Origin of the sequence: Candidatus Formimonas warabiya (assembly GCF_002777255.1) — a bacterium.
GTDB lineage: Bacteria > Bacillota > Dehalobacteriia > Dehalobacteriales > Dehalobacteriaceae > Formimonas > Formimonas warabiya.
Window position 1 is genome coordinate 6,335,735 of the sequence record NZ_CP017634.1, and the last position, 18,808, is coordinate 6,354,542.

An 18,808-nucleotide genomic window follows, 5' to 3' on the forward strand; every position below is an offset into this window, starting at 1 on the left:
TTAAGAACTTGTTTCAATGAATATAACCTTGGCTGGGCTCATATTGTTCTCTGGGGAGCATATGCCCTAAATCCGGATTGATCAGGCGGTTTCTTTGATCGTCTCTGTCCTCCTGGCTGGGCTGCTCCCCATAAGCCAGGCGAAACAATTCTTCTAATTCGGACACCAGGGGCAGCCGGGGATTGGTGATGGTCACCTGATCCTCAAAGGCTTTTTCTGCCAGCATCGGTATTTTTGCTTCATATTCCTCCCGATTAATACCCAGTTCCCCAATGGAAAAAGGAATATTGATTTCTTGCATCAAATTCCTGATCCGGTCGATGAGACTGTTTACCCCTTCCTCCGGAGTTGAAGCGGGCAGACCTAAAAATTGGGCGATCTGCCGGTATTTTTCCGGGGCGATATAATACTCGTATTTGGGGAAAGAAACGAATTTGCTTGGCTTCCGGGCGTTATAGGCAATCACATGGGGGAGGAAAATGCCGTTGGCCCTGCCGTGGGGGATATGGAATTCCCCGCCCAGTTTATGGGCCAAACTGTGGGTAACACCCAAAAATGCGTTGGTAAAAGCCATACCTGCGATACAGGAGGCATTATGCATTTTCTCCCGGGCTGCCTTGTCTTTTCCGTTCCGGTAGGCCGTGGGCAAATACCGGAAGACCAGATCGATGGCTTTTAGGGCCAGGGCATCCGTATAATCAGAGGCCATGATGGATACATAAGCTTCGATGGCATGGGTAAGCACGTCAATGCCCGTGTCCGCCGTGAGGCTTGGGGGAATGGAATAGGCAAATTCCGGATCGATAATGGCTACATCGGGGGTTAATTCGTAGTCGGCGAGAGGATACTTTATTTCCGCGCCTTTATCGGTGATCACCGTAAAAGCGGTCACTTCGGAACCACTGCCGCTGGTGGTGGGAATCGCCACCATTTTTGCTTTCCGGCCCAATTTGGGATATTTATAGGTGCGTTTGCGGATATCCAGAAACTTTAATTTCAGGAATTCAAACTCAACGTCAGGGTGCTCATAGAACAGCCACATGCCTTTGGCCGCGTCCATCGCCGAGCCGCCGCCCAAAGCAATAATGGTATCGGGCTGGAACCGGTTCAGGATTTCCACGCCTCTGCGCACGGTGTCAACAGAAGGATCCGGTTCCACATCGCTGAAGATATCCACGTCTACTTTCTCGGAGCGCCGGTCCAGGTGATAAACCACCTTATCCACATAGCCTAAATCCACCATTACTTTGTCGGTGACGATTACCGCCTTTTTAATCCCAGGCATTTTTGACAGGTACTGCACGGAACCGGGCTCAAAATAAATGCGTTCCGGCACTTTGAACCACTGCATGTTTACCCGGCGGTGGGCCACCCTTTTGATGTTGATGAGATTAATATCGCTGACGTTGGAGGTGGTGGAATTGTGCCCCATAGAGCCGCAGCCCAGGGTGAGGGAGGGCATCATGATATTGTAGATGTCGCCGATGGCCCCGTGGCTGGACGGGGCATTGACCACAATTCTTCCCACCATCATGCGCTTAGAAAACCTGTTCACCACCTCGTCGTTTTCCGAATGGATCACGGCGGTATGTCCCATGCCGCCGAAGGAAATCATGTCCTGGCACAATTTAAAGGCATGCTCCAGGTTTTCCGCTTCGTAATAGGCCAGAACCGGGCTTAATTTTTCCCGGGACAAAGGAAAGTCTTTGCCCACGCCGGTTAAGGGGGCAATCAATATTTTGGTATCTTTGGGAACAGAAATGCCGGCGGTTTCCGCAATGAAGGATGCCGGCTGGCCCACGATGCTGGGATTCAAAGAACAGGTGCCGTCGTCCGTGACCAGCTTTTCCAGCTGGGAAATCTCTTCCGGAGAGAGAAAATAACAGCCGTTGGCCATTAATTCTTCCTTGATCGGGGCGGCAATTTCCCGGTCTACGATCACACCCTGCTCGGAAGCGCAAATCATGCCGTTGTCAAAAGTTTTGCTTAAGATCAAATCATTGGCCGCTCTTTTGATATGCGCCGTTTTTTCAATATAACAGGGGACATTTCCCGGCCCCACACCCAGAGCAGGTTTGCCGGTACTGTAAGCGGATTTTACCATGCTGCCCCCGCCGGTGGCCAGGACTAAAGCCACTTTGGGGTGATTCATTAAAGCCTGGGTAGCCTCAATGGACGGTTCGGTAATCCAGCTGATGCAGTTTTCCGGCGCCCCCGCCTGGACAGCGGCTTTGAGCATGATGCGGGCGGCGGCGGCACTGCTTTGCTGGGCCCCCGGATGGAAACTGAAAATAATCGGATTCCGGGTTTTCATACTGATCAAGGACTTAAACAGGGTTGTGGAAGTAGGATTCGTCACCGGAGTTACCCCGGTGATCACGCCCACCGGTTCGGCAAACTCCAGATACCCTGCCTCTTCGTCTTCTTTAATAATTCCTACGGTTTTGTGATATTTGATGCTGTGATAAATGTATTCGGTGGCAAAGATATTCTTTGTAATTTTGTCCTCATAGACGCCCCGCTTTGTTTCTTCAACGGCCAGCTTGGCCAGCTCCATGTGCTGGTCCAGGCCCGCTAAGGCCATCGCCCGCACAATCTCATCAATCTGCTCCTGATTTAAGTCGAGAAATTCTTCCCGCGCCTTTAAAGCCTTTTGCACCAGGGTGTCGACGGCTCCTTGTATGTTTTGACCCATGTTTTGTCCGTTTTCCGGCTCCTGCTTGCTCATGGTCCAACCTCCCTATGATTCAAAATCGTGTTAAGACAAGTATTCCCCGGACGGGTGGGGATATGCGGGGGAAGGGGCGTGCTCCGTTTTCAGGGACATTTTTTCGGACAGGGTATCGGTCATTTTGTAATAATCCTCCATCCATTGGATCGCCGTAGGATTATCATTGGGGGTATCAAAGGGAGACCTGTCTGCAAAGTTCTGAACGTAAGGCGCTGCTTCCTCAACTTTTATCAAGGTCCCGGGGCCGCCGATGCATCCGCCGGGACAGCCCATTCCTTCCATGAAATTGGCCTGGATGGTGCCTTCCTCAATTTGCTGCAGAAGTTCTCCGCATTGTTTCAGCCCGTTGCCTTTGACCGGTTTAACCGATAAGCGGTGATCCCGTCTTTGAACTGCCCTGATAATGGCTTCCGTAACCCCGCCCGTATGGGCGTAGATGCGGCCATCATGGGAGGCATCCGTTAGGTCCATGCGGCCCAAAGATCCGTCAAGTTTGATTTCTGCTGCTTCCAAAAGGGCCTTTGTTTCCTTAAATGTCAGCACGCAATCCACGGCAGGCTGCAGATCAGGTCTTTTGGCCTCGTTCTTTTTGGCGATACAGGGGCCGATAAAAACAACCCGGCAGTTTTCCTCTCTTTGCTTCAGCATCTTGCCCAGGGCGATCATGGGGGACACGGTGGGGGAAACCAGGTTGGCCACTTTGGGCCGTAATTTTTCAATAAACTTGATAAAAGCGGGGCAGCAGCAGGAGGTGATCATGAATTTTTCGCCCCGTTCCATGCGCTGGCTGAATTCTTCCGCCTCAAACAAGGTCGTGATATCTGCGGCCAGGGCAACCTCATATATTTCGGTAAAGCCCATCGCCTTTAAGGCGGATTTGAATATTTCCGGCGTTGCCTGGGGACCGAATTGTCCCACGAAAGAGGGGGCCAGGATGGCGTATACCGGATGGGTATCGCTTTGTAAAAGCATGGTTGCTACCTGGGCAAATTCGGAACGGGCCATGATTGCCCCGGAGATGCACACATTGATACATTGTCCGCATTCTATGCACCGGTCCCGGTTGATGTGCCTGATTCCTCCGGTACAGGTAATGGCCTCCGTAGGACAAATCTCGGTACAGGGATGCAAGTCCGGACCGCAGTCCGGGCAAACGTCTTCCATGATTTCCACCAGCGGGGGTGCATCCTTCCTTTCATCGAGGAGGAAATTCAGTCTTTTTTCGACCGCATGATAAACCTGCTGGTCTTCTTTCCGGTCCGGCAAGCATTCCGTGATAATATTGTTGATGAACTTCTCCCGGTCTTTGATACCTCCCTCCCGGATCTGTTTGGCCAAATTTACTAAGATACGGTGGTGGATTTCATGAGGGTCCATTTTTTCACCTCGTAAGGTTTAATCTCTTGAGGTTAATTTTTGCTTTTTGGCCGGGACTTATTCCTTTTGAAGAAATTCTCCGGGCTGAGTTTTGATAAAACCTAAAGTAGAAAAAACAAATTATTTGTCGGAAAAATTATGTAACGATTGGGAACCTTTTGGGGCTAAAATAAGTCTTATCAACATAGGAAAAATTTAACAGGAGATTACCGATCATGGATCGCCCCGGACCCAGAGAATAGAAAAATGATTCCCATTTAATGTAAATAAATTTATGAAAGGGTTGTAAAAAAGAGAGGGAATGTCTCTCTATATAGTAAAGGCAGTTCTTAAAGGTGGTGATATCACCTACGAGTAGTTGGTAATTTCATGAAAAAATATATCAAAGGCAAACCTATCGAAAGATAGGGACGCAAAGCCGTGGGTCTAAAGCACAAGTAAGCTATGACTGCCTGGTTGCCGCAAAAAAGATTGGTCCAACCTGCCTTGCGTGAAGGCAGGTTTTTGACTTAAGGGAGGTGTTTCGATGCAAGAACCTTTTACAAATGAGTTTTTAGGTACGATAGCTGGAGCCGCTGCTGCTACGACCTTAATCGTAGAATTGATAAAAGATCTCAAACCGGTGAAACGCTGCCCGACACGTTGGATAGTAATAGCAGTAGCTGAGACAATTACTATCTTAACCACATGGCTTAATGGTCAGTTCGCATGGAACAAATTACTGCCGTGTTTCTTAAACGGGTTGGTTGTTGCCTCTACCGCGATGGCCGGTTGGCATGTGACCCAAATCGGTAAAAGTACTACCAAGAAGGAGAGTGAAAAATAATGGTACAATCAGATGCCCAGATTACCATGTATTTAATCACTGCCCTACGTCATACTGCTGCTCGAAAAGCTTCTCAATACCGTGACCAGGGAAAAAGGGAAATCCTGTTATTTGACGCACCAGCAAGTGGTCCAGGTTTGGAAGACGAAAGGACCTGGGGAGAATTCGTCCCAATAAGTGAGGAAGGCATAGAAGAAAAAGTAACGAGACATACCTTGGTAAAACAAATTCTACTTAGCCTGACCCCCAGAGAGAGGCAAGTAATCATAGAAATGTATATGCTGCAGCGTAGTGAAAAGCAAACTGCCCAAAAACTGGGTGTTCGCCAACAGCGGGTCAGCCAGTTGAAAAAGAAAGCATTGGTGCACATGAGGGCAGAATGTGAAAGGCAAGGGATCATCGCATGAGTCCACGGCTGAAGGAATTAATTTCGCGCGCCCAGCAAGGGGATGAGGCCGCTATAGAAGAGATATTAAATCGTTTTCTTCCTGCGATCAAGAAGTACAGCCGTTGTATGGGCTATGAGCAGAATGATGCGGCCCAGGACTTGAGGGAAGTCCTTATTAAGGCGATCAAAAATTATAAGTTGTCTTCTTCTGACGATTAGCCGGAGGGGAGCAAAGGGGCGGTTCTTTTGCTCCCCTCTTGTTTACCTATGTTGAAACATAGAAAAATGGTTGGTGATCAAAAGCACCAGGCAAGTAAGAGAAAAAATTTCAATACATGGGGAACCTTTTCCGGCTTAACGAAGTCTTACTTTATGGAGTCAAAATTTCTGCCGGATTTTACAGGAAGGCGTTTTTTTCTTTTTATATCCTAAAAATCCAAAGGATTTTCGACAACAAAAGAGAAATTATAACAAAACCATTGGTAAAAGGAGTAGAATTCTCATGAAAGCTTTTGTCTCATTACTTACTTGCGTAGTCCTCGTTTGCTTTTTTGCGCTGCCCGCATTTGCCCAGGAAAGAGAAATCACCGTTCGTATCGATGGCTTGGCTGTTCCCCTGGATACACCGCCGTTACTGGATAATGGTCGAACGCTAATTCCTTTTCGGGCGATCACGGAAGCATTGAATATACCTGTAGTTTGGGATGAAGCAACCCGGACGATTACAGCCACGGACGGCGTGGTCAACGTTATGCTGCAGATCGGCAGCACTACTGCTTACCGCAATGATGTGCCCATCTCTTTGGATGCACTGCCCCAGATAATAGAGGGAAGGACCTTGATTCCCCTCCGCTTTTTTGGCGAGGCCTATAATTGTCAGGTAGTATGGGACAGCGCCAAGGGAGAGGTGAGGATTACTTCGCCGTCACAAAAGATGGCTGTTTTTGGGTTCTATGCCCTGGGCGATAGCCGTACCAGCAGTTGGGAAGACTTATTTGCCCAACCCTATCCGGCAAAAGGGACGGGAAATACCGATCTGGTCAGTGATCTGGCCTTGGGCTGGTATAGCCTTGACCGGGAAGGAACTCTTCTCACCAAAAGCACAACAGGCTGGCAACAGCCTGATGGATGGGAGGATGTATTGGAGGCTGCCCGGGAATATGGGATGTCCACAGAAATGGTTGTTCACCTGACCGATAGCGACAGTACCATCAGCGACCTGCTGGCCGACGAAACAGCCATGGAAGAAGCTGTCCAATCCATTGGGGAAGAAGCCGAATTGTACCAGGGGGTTAACCTTGATTTCGAAGGTCTGGGGTACCGGGATGAAGGCGAGCAATTAGAGGAGGTTCAGGACCGTTTTACCGCTTTTGTCTCTCTTTTATCTCAGCAATTACATGCCACCGGCCATTCCCTCACCCTGACCCTGCATGCGCCCAACAGCGCCTACAAGGGGTATGATTACCAGGCTTTGGGCACGCTGGCCGATCAGATCATTATTATGGCCTATGATTACGGTACCCAACCGGAACCGGTGAGCCTGGTCCAACAGGCGGTAGAAATGGCTGCGTCTTCGGTTCCCCCGCAAAAACTGTTTTTGGGCATATCGGCCCCTAGTGAGTCCGGGGAAAGCATCACCACCAAGGTGGCCATTGCGAAACGTTATCACCTGGGGGGAATTGCCCTGTGGCGGTTAGGTTTGGTCACCGATGATATGTGGCAGAGCTTAAGACTGTCCATTCAACCGAAATAGCCTGGAAAATATTTCAGCCTCAATCAGGTCCTTTAATTAAATACGACTCTATTTTATAAACGTGCAAGTTTAAAACATAATTTGCACGTTTTTTGTTTGATGGAACTACTGTTGGGTTGGAATACTTTTTGGGCAGAAACTATTTTCCCCCGGAATACGTCTAACACCATAGAGTATTTAGAGGAAAAATCTCTCATCTTTAAGAAATCCGGGCACAGAAGTAAAAAGGGACACTTCATTTGTGGATCTTTTTCTGGAGGGAATTTTAGCCTGTTAAATGAAAGACATCTGGTGATATGTCAAGACAATATCTAAATATTCTTGTCTTGGGTTTTGTAAAAAAGGGTATAGCAAACAAACCCGTCCTTAAAAGCATCAAAAAAACAGGACTAAAGGTTTGTATTTAGTTAAGTGGTTGCTTCAACAGCTCCTCTCGTTGAAATATAGAGTTGATTATTGCGTAGCAGTGCATAAATCAACCTGACAAGTTTTCGTGAAGTCAGTGCGAGTGCTCTTTTATGCTGGAAGCGAGTCGCTTCATTACGTTTTTTATGGTAGAAAGCTGTGTATTCGGGATTATGGTTTTTGATTAAACTCATAACGGCTTCGCCCAAATAATAGCGAAGATACTTATTACCTGATTTAGTCATGTAAGTAATATCGCTGGTAAGGCGTCCGGATTGCTTTTTACGCCATGTAAGCCCAGCAAACTTTGCCAGCTTTTCTTCCGATTTGAAACGGTCAATAAAACCAATTTCAGCGATAATACCGGCAGAAATCACAGGCCCAAAGCCAGGTATTGACAGAAGACATTGATAGCCGTTGCTTGATAAACCTTTTACTGCTTTTTCAATAGCAGAATCAATTGTCTTAATTTCCTTCTCAAAAGACTTAATGCAGTTAAAGGAAGCAGCAATCGCAGCGTTTAGCGGCTCATACTGCGCTTTATCCAAACGGTAGGAATCACGTGCAGCACGTTGAAGCAGCTTAGCCTTGGCTTCAGGATCAGAAAAACGGCTTTTACCTTTTTCGCAGAGAAAATCAATAAGTTCTTCTACTGGAGCATATGCAATTTCATCCGGTGATAAATAGTCAGTTAGAACTGCAACAGAAGTTGCACCAAACCTATTGGAAAAAGGATTATCTTCTTTATCTCTTGGATTAAGGACAGCTAGTTCGCTGAATTTAATAAAAATGTTGGTAAGGATATAGGACTTTTCCCTAGCGAGGCTCTCAACCAAATGAAGTCTTACTCTGGTTAGTCGTTGTAGGGCAACGAAAGCAGAACCATTAAAGGGCTCAGAGGTAATCTTGCCGGTTCTTGCAAAATCGGCAATACCATAGGCATCGTTGGGGTCAGTCTTATCCATATCTACAAAAGTATTCTGATAGGCACTTGTCACCTTGGGATTCAGGCAGTAAACCTTGATATTCAAAGCTGCCAGCTCCGGCGACTGAAAAAGATAATTGCAAAGGTGGAAGCTGTAGAAAGAAGTAGCTTCCATTGCAGTGACCACATGAGTAGCTTTGGAAGAAACTGCTGTACGAAGGATCTCCGAAGTGATCAATGAAGCTCCAGATAAATTGTTGTTAAAAGAAACAGAAGCCAGTTGATTTCCAAAGAAGTCAAGAATGACAGCATGGTGAGCGCGTAAGCTCACATCTATACCGATAAAGAGTGTTGATAGCAATTGCTTTTTCATGGTAACACCACCTTTCGTAAGAGAATATTGGAATTACCAAAAGGAGCCTCCTTGGTTCAAATGCATCAACACCCTCGCACAAATCAGAACTCTGTCTGTTGGCTGTCATGCCGGCTGCTACCCACAGCGCCAAGCAGGCAGGAACAACACCTGGGTTTGAAGTTAACAAATTGAACAAGGGAACAGTCTTTCTTTGAAGTCACCATACGGTGCAACAGGATGAATAAGAACTAACCTTTTTGTAACCCGAAAAAAATTATACTTCAAGAAGACCCCTTCTGATAATTCCAATTCAGTTTTCTTATGCAGTCATTTATGGATTGGAATAATAGCTAGAAATATGACTGTAAATATATAATACGAGGATGAACCAATATGGATCTTAAACCTGTCAAAAAATATCACACGCCGCGCTATCCGGAAAAATCCTTGGTGTTAGATAAGCCTGCCCTGTTAAAAACACTTCCGGAAAGATGGAAAGGAAATGCCTATATAGGCATGGCGCTGACTTCGGTTTTAGCCTTTTCATTGGCAGGCTGCACCGCATCATCTCAGGATGATAAAACAATTTCCCGGAATCAGCCCGGCAAAGTGACCGCAGCCCCTATTTTTGAACATGGCCAGGGCAGGGGAAGCTTCGGCTGTGTATCTGTGGCACCTCCATCGTTTCTGTCGGAGGAAGAGGCCTATGACGTCATCCAGGAAGAGGCTGAAAAATATGGGATTGTCTTTGAAAGGGACGCCTTTGAATTAAAAGGAGTGGAAATTCCCGAAACGAAATACTATCTGAAGCCGGAAGGGGAATCTCAAGAATTTTCCCAGAGAGGAGAAGAAATAGACTCTACACGGCGGGGAGACCTTTCATTAGATGGATACGACGAATCCAGGAAAATAGGTTTTGAATTTGTCTCAAGAGAAGATTACGAGCAATGGTCAAAAGAGCAGACAATACGTTCATCAGTGGATGATTTTGATTTCTCATCCACCGCCAAGATGCTCCGGCAAGGGACGGATGGAAAAAACGGCGAGGTGCATCTGGGCATATTCTATAATCCCATGACCCCCTACCAAGAATTAAAGGAACTGGGCCTGGAACAGGATGACTTTGAGGCCATGAAGCTGAAAACCAAAGAAATGGCAGCCGAGGAACTGAAAAAGCAGGTAAAGGATTTCCTGGACTGGCTGAAAGCCCAGGGAATTATTTAGGGGGTGGATGATGCATTACACACTTCATTTAACAAATCAGTGCAATATGGCCTGTACATACTGTTATGTAAATAAAGACCAGGTGATTTCCATGGAGAGAGAGACGGCAGTAAAAGCGGTGAATATGGCGGCAGAGGCAAAGAACTCCACGGGAATCATATTCTTTGGGGGAGAACCCCTGATGCAGAAGAATTTAATTTATGAAACGGTAGAATATTGCACATGGCTGGAAAAAAAGCACCGGGGCAGATTTCATTATAAAGTTACCACCAATGGCCTCCTTCTGGATGAAGCATTTATGGAATTCTCCTTGCAGGAGCATATTTTTATTGCCTTCAGCCATGACGGCATCCGGGAAGCCCATGACAAGCACCGAGTAGACAATAAGGGAAAGGGAACCTTTGAAAAGCTTGCCGGAAAAATAGAGCTGCTCCTCTCGAAACGTCCCTATGCACCTGTATTGATGGTCGTGAGTCCCGACACGGTGGAGTTTTATGCCGAATCGGTGCAATACCTGTACCAGAGCGGTTTCCGGTATTTGATCTGCTCTCTCAATTATGCTGCGGCGTGGACGGACCGGGACCTGAAAAAATTGAAGATCCAATACGAGAAACTGGCCGCTTTTTATCTGGACAGGACCCGGGCAGAAAATAAGTTTTATCTGAGCCCTTTTGAAGTCAAAATCAGCTCTCATATTAACGGTAAAACCTATATCCGAGAACGCTGCGAACTGGGGAAAAAACAAATATCCGTCGGCCCGGACGGCACATTATTCCCCTGTGTGCAGTTTGTCGGTGAAAAGGAATTTGCCATGGGACATGTGGACACCGGGATCAATGAGAAAAGACGGGAAGCTCTTTATGGATTTAATGAAGCGGAAAAGGAAGACTGTAGCCGGTGTGCCATCAAAAGCCGGTGCAATCATCACTGCGGCTGCTTGAATAAGCAGGCCACAGGCAGTATGGAAAAGGTTTCTCCAGTGCTCTGTGCCCACGAAAGAATACTGGTTCCCATCGCGGACAGGCTGGCGGAAAAACTGTACCAGAAGCGGAATCCCCTGTTTATTCAGAAACATTACAATGATATGTATCCGCTCCTGTCCTTGATCGAGGATCAGAAAACAACACATAAGAGCAACTAAGAATCTACGGTATCTAAGGGGAGGAAACACCCTGGATCAGCGATTGGTCATCGGTCTGATTTTATCCAGATAGAACTTGATGAAGAGGGTAAAAACATAATCATAAACAATAAATAAAACCTGCAGTCCCAACAGGATCAGCTTTACATCTACCGGCAGGGTGAGGTTGTGAAAAAACAGCCCGGTAAAAACATAATAAGCGGCCAAGGTGCCCAGGTCCAGGACCAAGAGCTTTAAAAGGATTTCTACGGCCCGGTTTTTTTGCCTTTCAAAGCAGGTTTTCCAGATGGGGTAATGGCCCAGGATAAAAATATAGGGTATCAGCCGGAGTTTATTCGGGATGATCATGAGGGCCAAAAGGCAAGTGGCGACGTAAAAGATTCCCCCGGCTTTTGTACCGTGTTCAATAATGATGATGGCGGCGAAAACAGAGCTTAAGCCGTAAAAGAAGATCCGGTTGGTGGGCAGAACCGTGGCCAGAAAAAGGGTCAAAAGGCAGCAGGCGGCAAGAATGCCGCTATAAGCAACCCTTTGGGCAGGACCTTTATTAGCAGCACTCAATAATATCTCCTCCAAAACATTCACAGCAGCAATCGGAACAATACAAGCAGGTGCACAGCTGGCAAAGGTCGGGCTGGCCGGATCCCCGCTCCCGGGAAGAGGCCCGGTAGTGGTGGGTGGCCTGACGCATGTTGTTCAATGTGGAAATATATTCAGGATTGCCCGGGTTCATGCGGATGGCGGTCTGAATCTGTTCAAAGGCCTGTTGGTACCATCCTCTGTTGAGGGAAATTAAACCGTTGAGAAAGTACCAGTCGGCCTGATTTCTGTCCAGGGTTTGGAGCAGGCTGTACGCCGCCTCATAATTCCCGGACCGAATAAAGGTGCGCACTCGGTCAAATTCCCCGTTGCTTTGATAATCATGATATGTTCTTTCCTGGTATTCTGTGTCGTAATGGTTATCGGTGTGATTCATCAAATAATCATAGGCTTCATTGATCTCTTTCAGTTTTTCCTCTGCCAGGCCGGCAAGGGGGTTGGCCTGGTATTGGTCCGGGTGATATTTTTTCACCAATTCCCGGTAAGCGCTACGAATCTCTTCTTTCGAAGCATTCTCCCTGACACCAAGAATTTCGTAATAATTTTTTTTCACTTTTTCCACAACTCCTTCGATTCAAAACATGATCTGTTTGCCTGTTCATACCCAGGTAAATGATATTTTCCAGGATGCCCCGGTTGGCCGGCATGTCCAATAATTGGTAGGATGCAGCGATCTGGCTCAAAGAATAGGTCAAAAGAAATTCCGCCTTGGGCCGGATCGATTCCTGGAATTTCTCACAGGCTTCACCTTGATAATGAAATCCATAGAGAAAAGGATTATACCGCTCTTTCTTGATATCTTCCGGGAGATCATCAAAGGCATCGATGAGATAAATCCATTTGCCCAGATTGTAGCAGAGCCATTTAACGGCTTTGGCAGCGGACTCCTGAAGACCGCCTGTGGGGCAAATATTTTCTAAAATTTTGGCAAAAGTATCTGCAGCAGCGTCAATATGGGGGCTCTTTTCCTGCTCTAACCGGGACAACTCCCTGGTTTGCTCATCAATTAATTGATCGATCTCGGGATGAAGCCGGGCCGCTTCCCGGTAAGCCTTGCCCAGCAGGACCAATCCGGACCGGGCCGCTGGGGACCGGTCGTCGGCCCAATTGTCTTTTATATTATGGTAGGCCAAAAGGATATTGACATCGGCCGCATAGGACAGCCAGGTATTGTCTACGATCACCGGCCGTTTTTTCACAGGGTGAAGAAAACATTTTTTTAAGGCCGTTTTTTCCCGGGTACATGTCAGGGAGGATAAAAACAGGCCTAAGAAGGTAACATCATAATTAAGCAAAAAGCGGCTCATCTGACCGTAGCGCTGCTTCAGCTCCATGCAGAGTCCGCAGTAATAGGCCCTAAAATGGTAATATTCCCGGATTTTCAGTTCATCTTTGTGCAATCTAATATAACCAAACATAAGCGATAAATTTCGCGAAAAAAACCCATTCTCCTGCCGGAAATTTATGATCGCAGGGAAAAAGGATTTGGTAAATATTTGTCCAATTGAGCATGTGGGAAAGTTATTTAAATCAGGTGGGAAGGAGATGAAGAGATGGCGCATCATACGGCAAGATCAGGCTACCAATTTTTAGTCAATCGGTTAAATAAGTTTCCCCAAGGAGCGACTCCTTCAAAACTGCTTTATCAAATTTTAGAAATGCTGTTCAGTGAAAAAGAGGCGGAACTGGTTGCCCAACTGCCCATTAAGCCTTTTTCCGCGGAAAAAGCCAGCCAGATTTGGAAAATGAACCTGGGACAAGCCCAGAAGATTTTGGATGAACTGGCCTCCAGAGCGATCCTGCTCGATACGGACTACCAGGGGAAGCAGGTATACCTGTTGCCTCCGCCCATGGCGGGCTTTTTTGAGTTTTCCCTGATGCGGATTAGAACAGATATCGATCAAAAGGTTTTATCGGAGTTATATTATCAATATCTCACGGTGGAAGAGGATTTTATCAAAGGATTGTTTACTTCGGGGGAAACCCAGCTGGGGCGGGTATTTGTCCATGAGCCGGCCCTCTCCCAGGATAATGCCCTCCATGTGCTCGATTATGAAAGAGCTAGTGAAGTCATCAAAAGCGCTTCCAGTATTGGGGTAGGGATCTGTTACTGCCGGCATAAAATGCAGCACCTGGGCCGGGATTGTGGGGCGCCGAAAGAAATTTGCCTCACCTTTAACAACACGGCCAGTTCATTGATTAAGCACGGGTATGCCCGCAAGGTGGATACTGCTGAAGGCCTTGATTTACTGGAGCAAGCTTATGCCCATAACCTGGTACAGTTTGGGGAGAATGTGCGGGAAGCGGTGACTTTTATGTGCAACTGCTGCAAGTGCTGTTGTGAAGCCATGATTGCCGCCCAGAGGTTTGGGTTCCTTCATCCCGTGCACACCACCAATTTTATCCCCCAGGTCTGTGCCGAAACATGTATCGGGTGTGGAAAATGTGCAGCTGCCTGTCCCGTTAATGGGTTTAGCATGGAAATAGACCCTGCCTCCAACGGGTTAAAAAAGAAAAAACCCAAACTGGACAGCAGTGTTTGTTTGGGCTGCGGTGTTTGTGTTCGGAACTGTCCGAAAAAAAGCATTACCCTGGTTTCACGTCCGGAGCGGGTGATTACTCCTCTCAACTCTGTGCACAGAGTAGTGATGATGGCGATTGAGCGCGGGAAATTACAGGATTTAATTTTTGATAACCAGGTATCTTTGAACCACCGGGCGATGGCGGCCCTCCTGGGCGTAATCTTGAAGCTTCCCCCCATAAAACAGGCGATGGCCAGAAAGCAGATGAAATCACGGTACCTGGAAACCCTGATTAAGCGGTACACTACCCCTCAATCATTTTGACGACCACTTTCCGGTTTCTCGGCCCGTCAAACTCACAAAAATAGATGCCCTGCCAGGTGCCGAGCAGGAGCCGGCCCTGATCGACAATCACATGTAAAGAGGTGCCCATGAGGCCGGCTTTAATATGGGCGGCCGAATTGCCTTCCCGGTGCAGGTAGCTGTCTGTGAGTGGAACAATTTTATTTAGTTCTTTGATGATGTCTTTGACAACATCCGGATCGGCGTTTTCGTTGATGGTGATGCCTGCCGTAGTATGGGGCACATAGATACAGCAGATGCCTTCACTGATCTGGGATGATCCTACTATTTCCTGAATTTTGCCGGTAATATCGATAAACTCGGTTTGACTATTGGTCCGGATACTCAGTTGCCTGATCAAAATATCACCTCATTCCGCTTAATCCTGAAAAGCCCCTTGCGGGCTTTTTTCTGCCATAAAATATTTAAGTCAATGGATACGATTATAAACTATGGGTCTCCTCCTATTTAATCAGATCGATCACGTAATTGGGTAAAGCAAAGGCGCCTAAATGAAGAGCAGTATTATAATATTTGGTGGCAAGGCCTAAAGAGTTCCAGCGATCGGCGTCCAGATGCGCAGTGGGGTCTATTTTCTTGGACGCAAAACCAAATAAATAATGACCGGAAGGATAAGTAGGCAAATGATATTGATATACTTTAACCAGGTCAAAAATGCTTTCCATTTTTTTAGTGGCTTTGATCATGGCCAGGGCGTCTCTTTCGTAGTAAGGGCTTCCATTTTGATTGATTAATATCCCTTTTTCCGTAAGCGCCTGATAACAATTTTGATAAAATTCTTTCGTAAAGAGTCCTTCGCCCGGTCCGATGGGATCGGTGGAATCAATAATAATCAGATCATATAAATTATTTTTTTCATTGACAAAATTTACCCCATCTTCAAAATATAACTTTAATTTGGGATGGTGCAGCATACAGGATGTAAAGGGCAAATATTTTAAAGCTGTTTGAACAACTGCTTCATCTATTTCCACCAGATCGACTTTTTCTATGGTGTCATAGCGCAAGAGTTCTCTGGTTGTGCCTCCATCTCCTCCGCCAATGATTAAGACGCTTTTTATGTCCGGATTACTTGCCATCGGTACATGGGTGATCATTTCATGATAAATAAATTCATCCTTTTGGCATACATTGATGAATCCGTCCAACACTAATATGATCCCGAAATCTTCCGTGTCAAAAACATCTATTTGTTGGTAAATACTCTTTTCGGAAAGCAAATGCTGCTTTACTTTCACCGAAAACAGGCAATGATCCGTGTGTTTTTCGGAAAACCACAATTCCATTTTAAATCCTCCTAAGATTTTTCAGACAAACCCCACAGGTATTTAGTTCCATACATTGCAACGAATTCCTCCCTAATCTTTAATTTTAGAGATGGGAGTAATTTGCTTCCATATTTTTTAGTTTGCGGTATAAAGGTGCCGTTTACTATTTTAGCTTCATAAGTTGGGAAAAAGGAATTTGCCCAAGAGTACCTGCAGCCTGTCTTTACCTGGGACGGAGGGCCCATCCTCCCATCACTTAGGCTTGATAAGCTAAAGAAATTCGTGCATAAATCTTTAGATTAGGCAAGGAGGATGGTTTCAATCCAGCACGGACTTAAGGAACAACTACAATGAGATCTCTACGTTCTGCCATGAAAGCAGAGAGCCCGTCTTTATTACCAAAAATGGACAAGGAGATTTGGCCGTTATGAGCATTGAGACCTATGAGATGCTCAACGGTAAACTCGAACTTTATCATCTGCTTGATGAGGGCAGGGAAGCGGTAATAGCTGGAAGAAAGCGTCCACTTGAAGATGTGATGCGAGATATCCGGCAGGAGATAACTAATGGCAAAATATAGGGTTGATGTATCTGAACCTGCCGAAAACGACCTGCGTGACATTGTCCGATATTCTCAGCACAGCTGTCAGCACCGATGACCGCACTCAAGATGACGGACACCATTGAGGAAGCCATCACGGGCTTAGCGGTCATACAAAAATGCCCTCTTGTAACTGATGATCGGCTTGCAATGATGGGATATCGAAAGTTGCTCGTAAAGAATTATATTGTCTTTTTCACGATAGATGAAGAATTAAAAGTCGTTGATGTAGAGAGAATTCTTTACACACGACGCGATTGGCATCATATTCTGTGACGGTGATACTTTTTCCTGCTTACTGAAGCTAGGGCATCTTTTTTGGCCTAACTTTCCATAATACTTTATCGAAAGAAGTCGATTACTGCATTCGTAAAGTGATTGGCTTCTTTAATTTTTTATATTTTTACAAAATATTCTATTCCCGTACTCAAAATATTGAATAATATAGCTTAAAAGAATATAATAGAACATGAGTTCGCTTAGCGGGCAAGCATAAAGTGAGATCCAAAAATGAATGTTATGGTACAGGAATATCCGAGTTTTAATTATGGCGCATTTGCCACAATTAAAAGCCAAGCTGGATTATAATTATATTGTCAAGAGTGGATGGGAACACAGAAGCTGATCAAGAATGTTAAGGAGGGAAACCAGATGAATGACAATACTATACAGTTGTTTGAGGATAAAAGAATTCGCACGGCTTGGGACGAGGAAGAACAGGAATGGTATTTTTCTGTTGTGGATATTGTGGCTGTATTAACCGATCAAGCAACACCACGCAGTGCGAGTACGTACTGGGCTGTTTTGAAAAAACGCTTGATTGAAGAAGGCGCTGAACTGCTTACAAATTGTAAGCAGTTGAAAATGACTGCCACAGATGGGAAAAAGCGATTGACCGATGTTGCAAATACTGAACAACTTTTGCGTATTATACAATCAATTCCTTCCCCAAAAGCTGAGCCGTTTAAGTTGTGGCTGGCATCGGTCGGGCGGGAGCGGATAGAAGAAACAATCGACCCTGAACTGACCAAAGACCGCGCACTTGCTACATATCTGAAAAAGGGGTATAGCCGTGAATGGATTAACCAGCGTTTGCAGGCAATCCAAGTGCGGAAAAAGAACTTAGCGATGAGTGGGATAATCGTGGTGTAAAGCAAGGTGCCGAATATGCCATCCTTACGGACGAGATTACAAAAGCTTAGTCTGGTATGACTACACGGCAGTACAAGCGCCTTAAGAAACTTAAAAAGGAGAATTTGCGCGATAACATGTCCACCTTGGAACTGGTACTGAATATGTTGGCCGAAGCCACGACCATAGAAATATCGAAGGAACAGACGCCGCAAACATTTGAGGAAAATAAGCTTGTTGCCCATTCTTGCGGAGAGGCAGCCGGCGAAGCAAGACGTGCTGTCGAAAAGCGAACCGGAAAACCTGTTATCACTGCGAAGGGTGCTGTTGATTTTTCCCGGCTTCTCTCAGATACCGTAGAAGATTCCGACAATGATTTGGGAAAACGGTTGATTAATCTGCAAACTTCAAAGAAACGTGAAGTTCCCTATTTGAAGTCACGGATGATATGGATTTTAGTTTACCAAATGGTTTGCTGTTCCTAAAGAAATATTACAAGAAAAGGAAGATGGACGTTATTATATATTTGAATTGGGGGATTTCATATGCCAGATTATCTCGAATATCAAAAATCATTGCACGAGAGTTTAAAGCTTATGAAAATAGGGTTAGGAATTTGATCGATGATGCAAGCTGGGCAGAAGAAGGCAGATTTAAAGAAATTATATTAATGAATTACTTAAGGCGTATTGTTCCCAAAAATGTTTCCGTTGGTACTGGTTTTGTCAGAAACAACGATGGCGAAATTACAAGCCAAGTTGACATTATTGTCTACGATAATACTTATCCACTGCTATTTTGAGGGGGTGATTTTGTTATATGTACTGGTGAATCAGTTTTGGGTATTATTGAGGTTAAGACAAGAATACGAGCAAGATCAATTGTAGATATAATAGATACGGCAGGTAATAATGGACGAATTATTGTAGATGGCCGGAGTTCGCGCAAGATTTTTAATGGTATTTTTTCTTATAATCTTCCAATGAAAGAACAAACCTGCTATCATCGCGACAGCAGTTTTTTTGTGTTGCCGCGAACAGGGACTTGAATCCTCGCGGGGTATGGGGCCAGACTGTATCAAACCATAGAAAAATACAAGAAATTTGAGTTGATTATGAAGCCCGGTGAATTTACGCTTTCCTTTTTAGCTTTAAACATGAAGCGGGTAATCAACATTCTGGGAGCGAAGAGAACAATA

General features: G+C 45.7%; 18 protein-coding genes, 1 pseudogene and 1 riboswitch. Of the genes and pseudogenes, 11 read left to right on the plus strand and 8 right to left on the minus strand.

What is annotated here, in order from left to right:
• Positions 1-13: 13 nt before the first annotated feature.
• Both adhE and DCMF_RS28545 read right to left on the minus strand, forming a co-directional pair.
• Positions 14-2,728 (minus strand): bifunctional acetaldehyde-CoA/alcohol dehydrogenase, encoded by a 2,715-nt coding sequence (gene adhE, locus DCMF_RS28540; protein WP_148137590.1) that lies wholly within the window; start codon positions 2,726-2,728, stop codon positions 14-16.
• 30 nt (positions 2,729-2,758) lie between these two features.
• Positions 2,759-4,108, minus strand: coding sequence for a [Fe-Fe] hydrogenase large subunit C-terminal domain-containing protein (locus DCMF_RS28545; protein ID WP_148137591.1), 1,350 nt, complete (start codon positions 4,106-4,108; stop codon positions 2,759-2,761).
• A gap of 377 nt (positions 4,109-4,485) precedes the next feature.
• Positions 4,486-4,572, plus strand: a riboswitch (cyclic di-GMP riboswitch).
• Positions 4,573-4,634: 62 nt separating this feature from the next.
• Between DCMF_RS28545 and DCMF_RS28550 the strand changes: the two genes are divergently transcribed.
• The 4 genes from DCMF_RS28550 to DCMF_RS28565 all read left to right on the plus strand — a co-directional run bounded on the left by DCMF_RS28550 (position 4,635) and on the right by DCMF_RS28565 (position 7,075).
• The gene (locus tag DCMF_RS28550) at positions 4,635-4,934 is read left to right on the plus strand and encodes a hypothetical protein (protein WP_148137592.1); all 300 of its coding nucleotides are present in this window, start codon (positions 4,635-4,637) and stop codon (positions 4,932-4,934) included.
• Positions 4,934-5,341, plus strand: a complete 408-nt coding sequence (locus tag DCMF_RS28555) for a sigma-70 family RNA polymerase sigma factor (RefSeq protein WP_148137593.1) — start codon at positions 4,934-4,936, stop codon at positions 5,339-5,341. Before DCMF_RS28550 ends, DCMF_RS28555 begins: the two co-directional genes overlap by 1 nt.
• Positions 5,338-5,541, plus strand: coding sequence for a helix-turn-helix domain-containing protein (locus DCMF_RS28560; RefSeq protein ID WP_148137594.1), 204 nt, complete (start codon positions 5,338-5,340; stop codon positions 5,539-5,541). The genes DCMF_RS28555 and DCMF_RS28560 overlap by 4 nt, the downstream gene beginning before the upstream one ends.
• A gap of 283 nt (positions 5,542-5,824) precedes the next feature.
• Entirely contained in the window at positions 5,825-7,075 is a 1,251-nt protein-coding gene (locus DCMF_RS28565) for a stalk domain-containing protein (protein ID WP_148137595.1), read from the plus strand.
• 407 nt (positions 7,076-7,482) lie between these two features.
• Here DCMF_RS28565 and DCMF_RS28570 read toward each other — a convergent pair whose 3' ends face one another.
• Positions 7,483-8,778: an IS110 family RNA-guided transposase gene (locus tag DCMF_RS28570; RefSeq protein ID WP_148134993.1), complete on the minus strand. Its 1,296-nt coding sequence runs from the start codon at positions 8,776-8,778 to the stop codon at positions 7,483-7,485.
• Between the two features lie 375 nt (positions 8,779-9,153).
• Between DCMF_RS28570 and DCMF_RS28575 the strand changes: the two genes are divergently transcribed.
• Together DCMF_RS28575 and DCMF_RS28580 are read left to right on the plus strand one after the other, a co-directional pair.
• Positions 9,154-9,984, plus strand: coding sequence for a hypothetical protein (locus DCMF_RS28575; protein WP_148137596.1), 831 nt, complete (start codon positions 9,154-9,156; stop codon positions 9,982-9,984).
• 7 nt (positions 9,985-9,991) lie between these two features.
• A complete protein-coding gene (locus DCMF_RS28580) occupies positions 9,992-11,125 on the plus strand; it encodes a radical SAM/SPASM domain-containing protein (RefSeq protein ID WP_236860146.1) in 1,134 nt (377 codons plus the stop codon).
• Positions 11,126-11,161: 36 nt separating this feature from the next.
• Here DCMF_RS28580 and DCMF_RS28585 read toward each other — a convergent pair whose 3' ends face one another.
• Genes DCMF_RS28585 through DCMF_RS28595 form a run of 3 tightly spaced genes read right to left on the minus strand, consistent with a single transcriptional unit; the run spans position 11,162 to position 13,290 of the window.
• Positions 11,162-11,686, minus strand: coding sequence for a hypothetical protein (locus DCMF_RS28585; RefSeq protein WP_148137597.1), 525 nt, complete (start codon positions 11,684-11,686; stop codon positions 11,162-11,164).
• Positions 11,673-12,278, minus strand: coding sequence for a DnaJ domain-containing protein (locus DCMF_RS30295; protein WP_214658976.1), 606 nt, complete (start codon positions 12,276-12,278; stop codon positions 11,673-11,675). Before DCMF_RS30295 ends, DCMF_RS28585 begins: the two co-directional genes overlap by 14 nt.
• Positions 12,214-13,290: a DUF5685 family protein gene (locus tag DCMF_RS28595; protein WP_335582375.1), complete on the minus strand. Its 1,077-nt coding sequence runs from the start codon at positions 13,288-13,290 to the stop codon at positions 12,214-12,216. The genes DCMF_RS30295 and DCMF_RS28595 overlap by 65 nt, the downstream gene beginning before the upstream one ends.
• Between DCMF_RS28595 and DCMF_RS28600 the strand changes: the two genes are divergently transcribed.
• On the plus strand, positions 13,279-14,571 hold the full coding sequence (locus tag DCMF_RS28600) for a 4Fe-4S dicluster domain-containing protein (RefSeq protein WP_148137600.1): 1,293 nt from the start codon (positions 13,279-13,281) through the stop codon (positions 14,569-14,571). The two genes, DCMF_RS28595 and DCMF_RS28600, sit on opposite strands and share 12 nt — an antisense overlap.
• On the opposite strand, the gene DCMF_RS28605 is transcribed toward DCMF_RS28600, so the two are convergent.
• Together DCMF_RS28605 and speE are read right to left on the minus strand one after the other, a co-directional pair.
• Entirely contained in the window at positions 14,552-14,950 is a 399-nt protein-coding gene (locus DCMF_RS28605) for a secondary thiamine-phosphate synthase enzyme YjbQ (RefSeq protein ID WP_148137601.1), read from the minus strand. The two genes, DCMF_RS28600 and DCMF_RS28605, sit on opposite strands and share 20 nt — an antisense overlap.
• A gap of 103 nt (positions 14,951-15,053) precedes the next feature.
• Positions 15,054-15,896: a polyamine aminopropyltransferase gene (gene speE / locus DCMF_RS28610; protein WP_148137602.1), complete on the minus strand. Its 843-nt coding sequence runs from the start codon at positions 15,894-15,896 to the stop codon at positions 15,054-15,056.
• A 280-nt stretch (positions 15,897-16,176) separates the two neighbouring features.
• Here speE and DCMF_RS28615 point away from each other — a divergent pair, with 280 nt between their 5' ends.
• From DCMF_RS28615 to DCMF_RS28630, 4 genes and pseudogenes are all read left to right on the plus strand, one after another.
• The gene (locus tag DCMF_RS28615; RefSeq protein ID WP_148137603.1) at positions 16,177-16,458 is read left to right on the plus strand and encodes a type II toxin-antitoxin system Phd/YefM family antitoxin; all 282 of its coding nucleotides are present in this window, start codon (positions 16,177-16,179) and stop codon (positions 16,456-16,458) included.
• Between the two features lie 90 nt (positions 16,459-16,548).
• Positions 16,549-16,755: a type II toxin-antitoxin system RelE/ParE family toxin gene (locus DCMF_RS28620; RefSeq protein ID WP_236860373.1), complete on the plus strand. Its 207-nt coding sequence runs from the start codon at positions 16,549-16,551 to the stop codon at positions 16,753-16,755.
• Between the two features lie 375 nt (positions 16,756-17,130).
• Positions 17,131-17,978 (plus strand): annotated as a pseudogene (locus DCMF_RS28625) (BRO-N domain-containing protein); the annotation flags it as partial.
• A 140-nt stretch (positions 17,979-18,118) separates the two neighbouring features.
• Positions 18,119-18,412: a DUF6602 domain-containing protein gene (locus DCMF_RS28630; protein WP_335582442.1), complete on the plus strand. Its 294-nt coding sequence runs from the start codon at positions 18,119-18,121 to the stop codon at positions 18,410-18,412.
• Positions 18,413-18,808 lie beyond the last annotated feature (396 nt).